Origin of the sequence: Pseudomonas sp., assembly GCF_037994325.1 — a bacterium.
In the GTDB taxonomy this organism is placed as follows: domain Bacteria; phylum Pseudomonadota; class Gammaproteobacteria; order Pseudomonadales; family Pseudomonadaceae; genus Aquipseudomonas.
In genome coordinates this window covers 1-11,583 of sequence record NZ_JBBNAH010000102.1, presented here as the reverse complement: position 1 = coordinate 11,583, position 11,583 = coordinate 1, and the positions used below count along the sequence as shown (strand labels likewise).

The 11,583-nt window shown below is 60.8% G+C and carries 12 protein-coding genes; 8 read left to right on the top strand and 4 right to left on the bottom strand.

The genetic code is table 11. The features are described 5' to 3' along the window. Window positions 1–34: 34 nt before the first annotated feature. The gene (gene nadB, locus AAAB16_RS03235; RefSeq protein WP_340662040.1) at window positions 35–1,651 is read left to right on the top strand and encodes an L-aspartate oxidase; all 1,617 of its coding nucleotides are present in this window, start codon (window positions 35–37) and stop codon (window positions 1,649–1,651) included. Here the strand turns inward: nadB and AAAB16_RS03230 are convergent. Together AAAB16_RS03230 and AAAB16_RS03225 are read right to left on the bottom strand one after the other, a co-directional pair. Next, window positions 1,620–2,057 carry a protein YgfX gene (locus tag AAAB16_RS03230; protein WP_340662039.1) on the bottom strand — a complete coding sequence of 146 codons (438 nt, stop codon included), beginning with the start codon at window positions 2,055–2,057 and terminating at the stop codon, window positions 1,620–1,622. The genes nadB and AAAB16_RS03230 overlap by 32 nt on opposite strands. Continuing rightward, complete coding sequence (locus AAAB16_RS03225) at window positions 2,041–2,295, bottom strand: succinate dehydrogenase assembly factor 2 (protein WP_110616333.1); 255 nt, start codon at window positions 2,293–2,295, stop codon at window positions 2,041–2,043. The genes AAAB16_RS03230 and AAAB16_RS03225 overlap by 17 nt, the downstream gene beginning before the upstream one ends. A 121-nt stretch (window positions 2,296–2,416) precedes the next feature. Between AAAB16_RS03225 and AAAB16_RS03220 the strand changes: the two genes are divergently transcribed. The 3 genes from AAAB16_RS03220 (at window position 2,417) to AAAB16_RS03210 (ending at window position 5,070) form a co-directional block, all read left to right on the top strand. Next, entirely contained in the window at window positions 2,417–3,358 is a 942-nt protein-coding gene (locus AAAB16_RS03220) for a folate-binding protein YgfZ (RefSeq protein WP_340662038.1), read from the top strand. A 47-nt stretch (window positions 3,359–3,405) separates the two neighbouring features. Beyond that, the gene (locus AAAB16_RS03215) at window positions 3,406–4,242 is read left to right on the top strand and encodes an HDOD domain-containing protein (protein ID WP_110616331.1); all 837 of its coding nucleotides are present in this window, start codon (window positions 3,406–3,408) and stop codon (window positions 4,240–4,242) included. Window positions 4,243–4,311: 69 nt separating this feature from the next. Then, window positions 4,312–5,070: a transporter substrate-binding domain-containing protein gene (locus AAAB16_RS03210; protein WP_340662037.1), complete on the top strand. Its 759-nt coding sequence runs from the start codon at window positions 4,312–4,314 to the stop codon at window positions 5,068–5,070. A 115-nt stretch (window positions 5,071–5,185) separates the two neighbouring features. On the opposite strand, the gene AAAB16_RS03205 is transcribed toward AAAB16_RS03210, so the two are convergent. Then, complete coding sequence (locus tag AAAB16_RS03205) at window positions 5,186–6,571, bottom strand: sensor histidine kinase (protein ID WP_340662036.1); 1,386 nt, start codon at window positions 6,569–6,571, stop codon at window positions 5,186–5,188. After that, window positions 6,564–7,235, bottom strand: a complete 672-nt coding sequence (locus tag AAAB16_RS03200) for a response regulator (protein WP_110616328.1) — start codon at window positions 7,233–7,235, stop codon at window positions 6,564–6,566. Before AAAB16_RS03200 ends, AAAB16_RS03205 begins: the two co-directional genes overlap by 8 nt. Window positions 7,236–7,437: 202 nt before the next feature. Between AAAB16_RS03200 and AAAB16_RS03195 the strand changes: the two genes are divergently transcribed. The 4 genes from AAAB16_RS03195 to AAAB16_RS03180 form a co-directional block, all read left to right on the top strand. Next, on the top strand, window positions 7,438–8,715 hold the full coding sequence (locus AAAB16_RS03195) for an OprD family porin (protein WP_340662035.1): 1,278 nt from the start codon (window positions 7,438–7,440) through the stop codon (window positions 8,713–8,715). A 195-nt stretch (window positions 8,716–8,910) separates the two neighbouring features. Then, window positions 8,911–9,888, top strand: a complete 978-nt coding sequence (locus AAAB16_RS03190; protein WP_340662034.1) for a tripartite tricarboxylate transporter substrate binding protein — start codon at window positions 8,911–8,913, stop codon at window positions 9,886–9,888. Between the two features lie 66 nt (window positions 9,889–9,954). Next, complete coding sequence (locus tag AAAB16_RS03185) at window positions 9,955–10,413, top strand: tripartite tricarboxylate transporter TctB family protein (protein WP_340662033.1); 459 nt, start codon at window positions 9,955–9,957, stop codon at window positions 10,411–10,413. A 1-nt stretch (window position 10,414) separates the two neighbouring features. Next, on the top strand, window positions 10,415–11,583 hold a 1,169-nt coding region (locus tag AAAB16_RS03180; RefSeq protein ID WP_340662032.1), incomplete at its 3' end, for a tripartite tricarboxylate transporter permease.

Below are 11,583 nucleotides of genomic sequence, written 5' to 3'. Positions count from 1 at the left end.
ATATACTAGTGGCCGCTTCTCGTGGAATTCGAACATGAGCCAACATTTTCAGCACGACGTTCTTGTCATCGGTAGCGGCGCTGCCGGCCTTACCCTAGCCCTTACCCTGCCTAGCCATTTGCGTATTGCCGTGCTTAGTAAGGGTGACCTCACAAATGGTTCAACTTATTGGGCACAAGGTGGCGTTGCGGCCGTACTCGATACCACCGACACCGTTGAATCCCACGTTGAAGACACCCTCAATTCCGGCGCAGGCCTGTGCCGCGAGGACGCCGTGCGCTTCACCGTCGAGCACAGCCGTGAAGCCATTGAGTGGTTGATTGAGCAAGGCGTGCCCTTTACCCGCGATGACGAAACCGCGCGCGAAGACGGCGGCTTTGAGTTTCACCTGACCCGCGAGGGCGGCCATAGCCACCGGCGCATCATCCATGCCGCCGACGCCACCGGTGCGGCGATCTTCAATACACTGCTAGCCCAAGCCCGCCAGCGGCCGAATATCGAACTGCTGGAGCAACGGGTAGCGGTCGACCTGATCACCGAGCGCAAGCTTGGATTAGGCGGCCATAACTGTTTAGGCGCTTACATTCTCAACCGCACCAGTGGCGAAGTGGACACCTACAGTGCCCGCTTCACTGTGTTGGCCAGTGGTGGCGCCTCTAAGGTTTACCTTTACACCAGCAACCCCGATGGCGCTTGTGGCGACGGTATCGCCATGGCCTGGCGCGCCGGTTGCCGCGTGGGCAATCTGGAATTCAACCAATTCCACCCCACCTGTCTGTACCACCCCAAGGCCAAAAGCTTCCTCATTACCGAGGCCATACGTGGCGAAGGCGGTTTGCTTAAGCTGCCAAATGGCGAACGTTTTATGCAGCGTTTCGACCCACGGGCCGAGCTGGCGCCACGGGATATTGTTGCCCGTGCCATTGACCATGAAATGAAGCGCCTGGGTGTCGACTGCCTGTATCTGGATATCAGCCACAAACCGGCCGAGTTCATCAAAACGCACTTCCCCACAGTTTATGAACGCTGCCTCGATTTCGGCATCGACATCACCAAAGAAGCCATTCCCGTGGTGCCCGCTGCACACTACACCTGCGGCGGAGTCGTAGTCGACCAACACGGCCACACCGATGTGCCGGGTTTGTACGCCATTGGTGAAACCACGTTTACCGGCCTGCATGGCGCTAACCGCATGGCCAGTAACTCGCTACTGGAATGTTTCGTTTATGCCCGCTCCGCAGCCGCGGACATCCTCGAGCAACTGCCCACCACACCGGTGCCTGAAGCGCTGCCAAGCTGGGACGCCAGCCAGGTAACCGACTCTGACGAAGACGTGATCATTGCCCACAACTGGGACGAGCTGCGGCGTTTTATGTGGGACTACGTCGGCATCGTGCGCACCAACAAGCGCCTGCAACGGGCGCAGCATCGCGTGCGCTTGCTGCTGGATGAAATCGACGAGTTCTACAGTAACTATAAAGTCAGCCGCGACCTCATCGAGCTGCGCAACCTGGCCCAGGTGGCCGAACTGATCATCCGGTCCGCCATGCAGCGCAAGGAATCCCGCGGCCTGCATTACACCCTCGACTACCCCGAGCAGTTGCCCGAGGCCCGCGACACTATTCTGGTGCCGCCCATCTACGGCGAGTAAATTTCAAGCGCACCCGCAAGCGCCGGTGGATATCCGCCGGCAAGGCGTCCGCCGCAATACACAGCCCCCGCACCCACCATTGCCCCGGCTGACGAAAACGCAGCACGATCACTTGCGGCAGCGCCAGGCTGTCTGGGCGCAGCTGTACCGCTTGCCAAACGCCGTCGGCGCGGCACAGGTGCCAGCCATCGGCGTCGTGGCGAATGCCCGTGAACCCATATAAAGAAGAGAAACCCACCCAACCGGCGTGGGCAGCGCATAACCCCACGCCAATCAAGCACGCCCAAAAAGGGATAGCCGCCATCAGCAAGGCAGCCAGCGCGCAGCACTGTGTGCTGAGATAGACCGCCAGCAGTTGCCCAGAGGCGCGCCAGCGGCATTCGAAGGCCTTACTTGGGCTGGACACGGTCCAGAATCATCCGAACCATGCGACGCAGATCGGCATCTTCCGGCTCGCCGCGCTGCATAAACCAGCCGAACATATCCTGATCCTCGCATTCCAGCAGTTTGCGATAGCGCTCGCGGTCCTCAGCATCGAGTGTCGGGTAGACTTCGCGCACGAAGGGCACCAGCAGCACATCGAGCTCCAGCATGCCGCGACGGCTGTGCCAGAACAGGCGGTTCAGTTCAATATCGTCGACCATTAATGCGGCTCCTGCAAAATAGGCCGGCAGTATAGCGGCGCTACGCCGATACCGGCACCCGCTGACAAGCTCAAGGCAGGGCCCTATGATTAGCCCCCAGACTTTCAATCAGCGATCCCCCATGGCCGACTCTGCTTTTTTCTGCACGCTCTCCCACGAAGGCATCCTCGCCGTTCGCGGCCCCGACGCCAGTAAATTCCTGCAAGGCCAAGTCACCTGCAACCTCAACTACCTAAGCGACAGCAACGCCAGCCTCGGTGCCCGCTGCACCCCCAAAGGCCGCATGCTGTCGAGCTTTCGCATTGTCAGTGACGATGACGGCTACCTCCTGGCCATGGCCAGCGAGCTGCTTGAGCCGCAACTGACTGACCTGAAAAAGTACGCGGTCTTCTCCAAATCCACCCTTAGCGATGAAAGCGCCGAGTGGCTGCGCCTGGGCCTGAGCAACGCTGACGAGCTACTCAGCGACTTGGGTTTAATGCTGGCCAATGACGCTGACGGCGTCGCGCGCGGTGAAGGTTTATTCGCCATTCGCCTGGCCGATGGGCGCGTCGAGCTGTGGTTACGCCGCGCAATCAGCGCCGAGGTGCTGGAACAAATTCAGGCCAAACTGCCGGAGCGCCCGCTCAATGACTGGCTGCTGGCGCAAGTGCGAGCCGGCATTGGCCAGGTTTTCGGCCCGACCCGCGAGCTGTTTATTCCGCAAATGATCAATCTGCAGGCCGTCGGCGGCGTCAGCTTTAAGAAAGGCTGCTACACCGGCCAGGAAATCGTCGCGCGCATGCAGTACCTGGGCAAACTCAAACGCCGCCTGCAACGCTTGAGCCTGGAAGGCAGCGAGCTACCAGCGCTGGCCAGTGAGCTGTTCTCGCCCGTGCACCGTTCCAGCGTCGGCGAAGTGGTATTGGCGGCACAGAGCAAAAACGGCGTAGAACTGCTGGCGGTATTGCAGGAAGATGCCGTGAGTGATGGACGGATTCATCTTGGCAGCGAAACCGGCCCAGCCCTCCAGCTATTGGACCTGCCCTACAGCTTGAACTCGGATCTCGAGATTCAGCGTTAACCTTATTCTTACTTCCGCCAAGCGCTTAAGCCTTTAGAGAAACGTCCATGAGCAAACTCGCTGAGAAAGTCCAACACGAACTGATCCAGGCCATCGAAAACGATGAACTGGTGCTGCCAACGCTCCCAGAAGTGGCGCTGAAAGTTCGCGAAGCGGCGGAAGATCCGGACATCAGCATTCCGCAGTTGAGCAAAGTGATCGGCAACGACGCCGCCCTCACCGCGCGCATCATCAAAGTGGTTAACAGCCCACTGTTGCGTACCAACAAAGAAATTACCGACCTGCAGATGGCCGTCGGCCGTCTGGGCATCAACTACACCTGCAACCTGGCCACTGGCCTGGCGATGGAGCAAATGTTCCAGGCCACCTCCGATGTGGTCGACCGCAAAATGCGCGAAGTGTGGAACAAGAGCACGGAAATCGCCGGTATCAGCCACGTTCTCTGCCGCCACTACACCCGCCTGATGCCGGACCAAGCCACCCTGGCCGGCCTGATCCACCAGATTGGCGTGCTGCCCATTCTCACCTACGCCGAAGAGCACGATGAGTTGCTGTCTGACTCCATCAGCCTTAACCACGTAATCGAGAAAATTCACCCGATCATTGGCGACCGAATCCTCAAAGCCTGGGATTTCCCTGAGAACATCGCCATCTTGCCGAGCCAGTACTTGGACTTCACCCGCAACTCGCCAAAGGTGGATTACGTCGACATCGTTCAGGTCGCCACGCTGCAGAGCTACCTGGGCAGCGAGCATCCATACACCCAACTCGACTGGTCGCAGATTCCAGCCTTCGCCAAACTGGGCCTGGACCCAAGCGCCGACCTGAATGCCGACGAAGACCTCTCCGCTGCCATGGAAGCGGCCATGGGTATGTTGCAGTAAAAACTTCCCCACGCATTCGGGGCGATTCGCCACTATGCTCAGCCCCATGGCTTAGATGGGGATCTCCGAATGCGCATTGTGTCGTTGTGCATCTGCTTGCTGTTGGGCGCCAACTCGGCGCTCGCTGAGGAGGTTCGCCTAACCAATGGCGAATGGCCGCCCTACCTGGGTCAAGCCCTGCCCCATCAAGGCATCGCTTCGCGCATCGTCGCCGAAGCCTTCGCCTTGGAAGGCATAAAGGTGCACTGGGACTTCTACCCCTGGGCGCGTTCGCTAATGCTTGCCCAACGCGGTCAACGCGCCGGCACTGCCGTGTGGTTACGCAGCGACGAACGGGATAAAGACTTCTACGTCAGCGACCCGGTTTTAGACAGCAGTTACTACCTGTTCCACCGCACAGACCACCGCTTCAACTGGCAAACCGTAAACGACCTCAAAGGCCTGAACGTGGGTGGCGCCAATGGCTTTGACTACGGCGCGGCGTTTCAGCAGGCCGAAGCCGACGGCAGCCTTAGCGTGCGACGCATGACCAGCGAATACCTTGGTCTGCGCCAATTACTGGCAGGGCGCATCGACGTGTTCCCGATGGATAAAACCGTCGCCTTCGACATGCTGCACCAGCACTTCAGCGCCGCCGAGCGCGCGCAACTGACCTTCAACCCCAAGCCTCTGCGCAGCGACACCCTGCACCTGATGCTCTCGCGTGCCGTGCCGGGCAATGCCGAATTGATTGCGCGCTTTAATGCCGGGCTTAAACAACTGCGCGACAGCGGCAAAATCGCCCAATACCTGATACAAGCGCAGCAGCCACTGTCACTGGTGCCTTAACACCGTCGCCGCCTGCATACGTCCGCCGGATTCCCGCCTGCGCGGGAATGACGAAAATATCGAGCAAATCCCCCGCCGTCCCCGCGAAGGCGGGGACCCAGAATGTCGCAGACGCCTACTGGATCGGGAACTCCACCCGCACTAACAGTCCGCCACTGGGCCCATCGTGCAAACTGATGGTGGCCTGATGGGCGCGGCAAATCTCGCCGACAATCGCCAAGCCCAGCCCTGCACCGCCAAGCTGTGGATTACGCCGATAAAAGCGCTCGAACACTTTGTCACGCTGGTCCGCCGGAATCCCTGGGCCGTCGTCTTCCACTTCCAGCACACCCGGCGCCCGCACGCGCAGAATCACATTACCGCCGCTGGGCGTATGGGCCAGGGCGTTGTCGACCAGGTTGCTCAGCAGTTCATTAAGTAGCGTTGGCTCGCCCTGCAGCCATACCGGCTGCTCCGCCTCCAACGCCAGGGCGATGCCTTTGGAGTGGGCTAGCGGCGCCAGGGCCATGCCCAGCTCGCGGCACAGTTGACTGAGGTCGATCTGCTCGGCGCCCCCTTCGGCAATCGCCCGCGCGCCGCTTTCGATACGCGCCAGCGATAACAACTGGTTGGCCAAGTGGGTCAGGCTGTCGGTGTTTTGCGCGGTCTCGCGCAGGGTTTGCTGCCAGCGCTCGGGGTCTTGTTCACGCAGGCCCAATTCCACCCGTGCCTTTAACGCGGCCAGCGGCGTGCGCAATTCATGGGAGGCCTCGGCGATAAAGTCGGCCTGACGCTGGAACAGCCCGCGCAAGCGTTCGGTGAATTGGTTCAGCGCCTCCACCAGCGGCATCAGCTCGCGCGCGGTGGCGACGACCGGCAACGGCCGCAGGTCGTCCAATTGCCGCTCGGCCACGGCATTGCGCAGTTGACTGAGCGGGCGCAGCGCCGCACTGATGGTCAGCCACACCAGCACCAACGCCGCCAGCGACAGCACGGCCAGGCGCCACAGTGAGTCGACCAACAAGCCACGGGCCAAGCGCTCACGCGCCTCTTCGGTTTCCGCCACGCGGATTTCCGCGGTGCCACTAATGGTCGGCTCGCTGATCGGCCGTAACAGACTGACCACCCGCACATCCACGCCTTTAAACGTGCCATCGTAAAAACGCGCCAGCGCCGGGTAGTCATCGGTGCGCGGGGTGTTAGGCGGCGGATCGGGCAGGTTTTCAAAGCCGGAAATCAGCTTGCCCTGCACATCGGTGACCTGATAGAAAATCCGCCCGGCGCTGTCGTAGGCAAAGGTGTCCAACGCCACCCAGGGCACGTCGGCGCGCAGGCTGCCATCGTCTTCGTACATGCCGGCAGAAATGGCCCGCGCCGAGGCCAGCAAGGTGCGGTCGTACGCGGTATCGGCAGCTTCGCGGGCGTTCCAGTAGGCGCTCAGGCTGCCGATCAACAGCAGCACGGCGAACAAGGTCGCCATTCGCCGCAGTAACCGCCCGCGTAGGCTCCCGACTTCACGCATCCTGGCTTTCCAATAAATAGCCCAGGCCACGGAAGGTGACGATACGCACCGAGCTGCCTTCGAGTTTTTTGCGTAAGCGGTGAACGTAAATTTCGATAGCGTCCGGGCTGGCGTCCTGGTCGAGACCGAACACCTGGGAAGCCAATTGCTCTTTGCTCATCACCCGCCCCGGCCGGGCAATCAACACTTCCAGCACCGCCTGCTCGCGGGAGGTCAGGGTCAGCACCTCGTCATTGAGGGTAAAGCGCCGGGTGCCGAGGTCATACAGCAGCGGGCCGCAGCGCTGTTGCTGTTCGCCGCCGAGCACGCTGCGGCGCAACAAGGCTTTCACCCGCGCTTCCAGTTCGCTCAGTTCGAAAGGTTTGGCCAGGTAATCATCGGCGCCCAGATTCAGGCCATGCACGCGGTCTTTCACTTCGCCGCGTGCGGTGAGCATCAGCACCGGCAGCGTCTTACCACGCCCGCGCAAACGGGCCAGCACTTCAAAGCCGTCCATACGCGGCAGGCCGACATCCAGCACGGCCAGGGCGTAATCCTCGCTGCTCAGGGCCAGGTCGGCGGCGACGCCATCGTGCAGCACATCCACTGTCCAGCCGGCGGCCTTAAAGGCTTGCGCCACGCTATCGGCGAGTTGGGGGTGGTCTTCGACCAACAAAATGCGCAATCAGGTTCTCCGCAAAGCAGCGTGTAGCGCAGGAGTGTAACGGGCCAACGGCGCCTGTGAAGGTGCGCCGCGTTTTCTTTCAGATTGAAAGCCTGGTGAAAGTTTCGCGCCTTAGCATCCGGCCAGGGTGGCAAGAACCACCCGCCAACGCCGACTCGTGGTTGTTTCGGCGCTAACAAAAACAAGAACTGGAGACCACACCATGCCATCTGCCCCTCGGCAGGCTTTGCCGCCTGTGCGCACGTTAAACCTCGCACTGGCCAGCGCCACCCTCGCCTCACTGGTTCCTGCCTCGGCCTACGCCGACTTTATCAAAGACAGCAGCGCCAACTTCGAAACCCGCAATATGTACTTCAACCGCGACTTCCGCGAAGGCTCCGGCCAGTCCAAACGCGATGAATGGGCGCAGGGTTTTATTCTCGATCTGCAGTCGGGCTTTACCGATGGCACCGTCGGTTTTGGTGTCGACGCCTTAGGCATGCTCGGCGTAAAACTCGACTCCAGCCCGGACCGCACCGGCACCGGCCTGCTGCCCACCCATGACGACGGCCAAGCGGCGGACGAATATTCCAAGCTCGGCCTGACCGCCAAGGTCAAAGTCTCCAACAGCGTGTTGAAAGTCGGCAGCCTGATACCAGAACTGCCCACGCTCAACCCCAACGACGGGCGCATCCTGCCGCAAACCTTTGAAGGCGGCCTGCTCACTTCCGAGGAAATCAAAGGCCTGACCTTTACCGGCGGCCGCCTGGAAAAAGCCAAAGACCGCAACGACAGCAACTACGAAGACCTGGCGCTAAACAACAAAAACAGCCGCTTCGCCTCGGCTGCCAGCGCCGACAACTTTGACTTCGCCGGCCTGGACTACAAGCTCACCGACAAAATCACCGGCAGCTACCACTTCGCCCAACTCGACGATGTATACCGCCAGCACTACCTCGGCGTGGTCGCCGCGCAACCGGTTGGTCCGGGCACGTTGTCTGCCGACTTGCGTTTTGCCCGCAGCGATGACCACGGCAATGCCGCTGGCGGCAAGGTGGATAACCGCGCCCTCAATGGCCTGGTGAGTTACGGCCTGAATGGCCACAAACTCGGCTTTGGCTACCAGCATATGAGCGGCGACACCGGCTTTGCCTATATCGATGGCACCGACCCGTATCTGATCAACTTCGTGCAGATCAACGATTTTGCCAACGCCAACGAGCGCTCCTGGCAAGCCCGTTACGACTACGATTTCGCCAAAGTCGGGGTGCCCGGCCTGACCTTTATGACCCGCTACGTCAGCGGCGATAACGCCGACGTCACTGGCAGCACCGAGACCGGCAAAGAGTGGGAGCGCAACACCGAGTTCAAGTACGTGGTGCAGAGCGGCACGCTGAAAAACGTTTCGCTGCGCGTGCGTAACGCCACCTTCCGCTCCAACTTTGCCCGCGATGCTGACGAGATTCGCATCATGGTGGGCTATACCCTGGCCCTTTGGTAACCCAGGCGGCTTGAAAACTACTGCGCTCGGGTTAGCTGCGTTGAAAAGCAGGCTCAAAATGCTCATTGGCTACAGCCAACTCCGCTTTTTCACCTACTTTCCGCCTTGCTTCCCTGTCGCTCGCTACGTTTTCACACCACCTGGTAGCTGCTTGTTTTCCTGACGCACAATAACAACACCTACGGGAGACACCCTATGATCAAGCCCCTTCACCGCCTGGCCCTGGCGGCCAGCTGTGTACTGCTCAGCAGCCAGTTGCTGGCCGAGCCAAAACGCCCCGAATGCATCGCCCCCGCAGCCCCTGGCGGCGGTTTTGACCTGACCTGCAAGCTGGCGCAAAGCGCGCTGATGAACTCCAAACTGCTGAGCAAACCGATGCGCGTCACGTACATGCCCGGTGGCGTTGGCGCGGTGGCCTACAACGCGGTGGTCGCGCAACGCCCGGGCGATGCCGGCACCATCACGGCGTGGTCGAGTGGTTCGCTGCTGAATCTGGCGCAGGGCAAGTTTGGTCGCTTTGATGAAAACGCCGTGCGCTGGCTGGCCGGCATTGGCACCAGCTATGGCGCCATCGCCGTACGCAGCGATTCACCGTACAAAAACCTTGATGACTTGATGAAAGCCCTCAAGGCTGAGCCAGGCAAAGTGGTGATTGGCTCCTCCGGTACTGTCGGCAGCCAGGACTGGATGCAAACCGCCCTGCTCGCCAAAGCCGCTGGCATCAACCCGCGCGACCTGCGTTATGTGGCCCTGGAAGGCGGCGGTGAAATCGCCACGGCCTTGATGGGTGGGCATATCCAGGTTGGCAGTACCGATATCTCCGACTCCATGCCGCATATCAAGGCCGGCAATATGCGCATCCTCGCCGTGCTCTCCGATGAGCGCCTACCGGGTGCCGACAAGGCCGATATCCCGACCGCCAAGGAGCAGGGCTACGACATCAGTTGGCCGGTGGTACGTGGTTTCTACCTGGGGCCAAAGGTCAGCGATGAAGACTACGCCTGGTGGAAAGCCAGCTTTGACCAACTGCTGGCCTCGGAAGACTTCGCTAAATTGCGCGACCAGCGCGAGCTGTATCCCTTCGCCATGACCGGCCCGGAGTTGGACGCCTACGTGAAAAAACGCGTGGCCGATTACAAGCAGATGGCCCAAGAGTTCGGCCTCACCCAGTAACACGCCCCGCCCACTCCCCTGATGCCCGTCAGGCGCCTCGCGCCTGACCTTGGCAAGGAGATCACCATGCTTTTTCAACGCCTCTTTAGTGCGGGCTGGCTAGTTGCATGCCTGGTTTTTGCCTACTTGGCCTGGGAATACCAGGCCGCCTTCTCGTACGAGCCGGTTGGTCCACGAGCCTTCCCGCTACTGATGCTCGGTTTGATGGCCGCCGCCTTGCTGTGGCTGACCCTGCGCCCCACGCGCATTGAGCACAAGGAAGGCGAGCACGCGCTGGACCGCGACACCCTGCGCAAAGTCAGCGCCTGCATCGCCCTGCTGCTGGTGTACGCCGGGCTGTTCGAGCCCTTGGGCTTTATCGTTTCCAGCTCGCTGGTTGGCGTATGTATGGCGCGTCTGTATGGCGGCCAGTGGAAAGCCAGCGCCATCGCCGCGGTGCTGATCAGCATCGGCCTGTACCTCTTGTTCGACCGCACCCTCGACGTTCCCCTGCCGCTTGGCGTGCTCGACTTCCTGGAGTTTTGACATGGACACACTCGGCTATCTGGGCCAAGGCTTCGGCGTTGCCCTCACCCCTTACAACCTGATTACCGCGCTGATCGGCACCTTGATCGGCACCGTGGTTGGCCTACTGCCCGGCCTGGGCCCCATCAACGGCGTGGCGCTGCTGATTCCGGTGGCCTTTGCCCTCGGCTTGCCGCCGGAATCGGCGCTGATTCTGCTGGCCGCCGTGTACTTGGGCTGCGAATACGGCGGACGCATCAGCTCGATTCTGCTGAATATTCCCGGCGAAGCCTCCACCGTTATGACCACCCTCGATGGCTACCCCATGGCCCGTCAGGGCATGGCCGGCGTGGCCTTGTCGCTGTCGGCCTGGAGCTCGTTTATCGGCGCGTTTATCGCCATCTGCGGCATGGTGCTGTTTGCGCCGTTGCTGGCGAAATGGGCAATTGCCTTTGGCCCGGCGGAATACTTTGTGCTGATGGTGTTTGCCATCGTTGCCCTGGGCGGTATGGCCGGCGACCGGCCGATGAAGACCTTTATCGCCGCCCTGCTCGGCCTGTTCCTGTCCACCATCGGCATCGACGCCAACAGCGGCGTGTACCGCTTTACCTTCGACAGCATTCATGTTGCCGACGGCATTCAGTTTGTGGTGTTGGTGCTCGGTTTGTTCTCGGTCAGCGAAATGCTGCTGTTGCTGGAGAAAACCCACCACGGCCACGCCGCAGTGCAAGCCACCGGGCGCATGCTGTTTAACTTCAAGGAAGCGGCGTCGGTATTTGTGGTGAATATTCGCTGCGGGCTGCTGGGCTTTTTCCTCGGTGTATTGCCGGGTGCCGGTGCAACGTTGGCCAGTGCGGTGGCCTATATGACCGAGAAAAAACTGGCCGGCGACACAGGCAAATTCGGCCAGGGCGATATGCGCGGCTTGGCAGCACCGGAAACCGCCATCGGCGCATCGGCCTGCGGCGCCATGGTGCCGATGCTGACCTTGGGCGTGCCCGGTTCCGGCACCACCGCAGTGATGATCGGCGCGCTGACGCTGTACAACATCACCCCCGGGCCAATGCTGTTTCAGGAGCAACCGGACATTGTCTGGGGCCTGATCGCCTCGCTGTTTATCGCCAATATCATGCTGGTGATCTTGAACATTCCAATGATCCGCCTGTTTACGCGCATCTTGAATGTGCCGAA

Bases quoted from the DNA above. Each gene is read 5' to 3' on its own strand.
- nadB (WP_340662040.1), top strand. From the start codon at position 35: ATGAGCCAACATTTTCAGCACGACGTTCTTGTCATCGGTAGCGGCGCT.
- AAAB16_RS03225 (WP_110616333.1), bottom strand. From the start codon at position 2,295: ATGGTCGACGATATTGAACTGAACCGCCTGTTCTGGCACAGCCGTCGC.
- AAAB16_RS03220 (WP_340662038.1), top strand. From the start codon at position 2,417: ATGGCCGACTCTGCTTTTTTCTGCACGCTCTCCCACGAAGGCATCCTC.
- AAAB16_RS03215 (WP_110616331.1), top strand. From the start codon at position 3,406: ATGAGCAAACTCGCTGAGAAAGTCCAACACGAACTGATCCAGGCCATC.
- AAAB16_RS03210 (WP_340662037.1), top strand. From the start codon at position 4,312: ATGCGCATTGTGTCGTTGTGCATCTGCTTGCTGTTGGGCGCCAACTCG.
- AAAB16_RS03205 (WP_340662036.1), bottom strand. From the start codon at position 6,571: ATGCGTGAAGTCGGGAGCCTACGCGGGCGGTTACTGCGGCGAATGGCG.
- AAAB16_RS03195 (WP_340662035.1), top strand. From the start codon at position 7,438: ATGCCATCTGCCCCTCGGCAGGCTTTGCCGCCTGTGCGCACGTTAAAC.
- AAAB16_RS03190 (WP_340662034.1), top strand. From the start codon at position 8,911: ATGATCAAGCCCCTTCACCGCCTGGCCCTGGCGGCCAGCTGTGTACTG.
- AAAB16_RS03185 (WP_340662033.1), top strand. From the start codon at position 9,955: ATGCTTTTTCAACGCCTCTTTAGTGCGGGCTGGCTAGTTGCATGCCTG.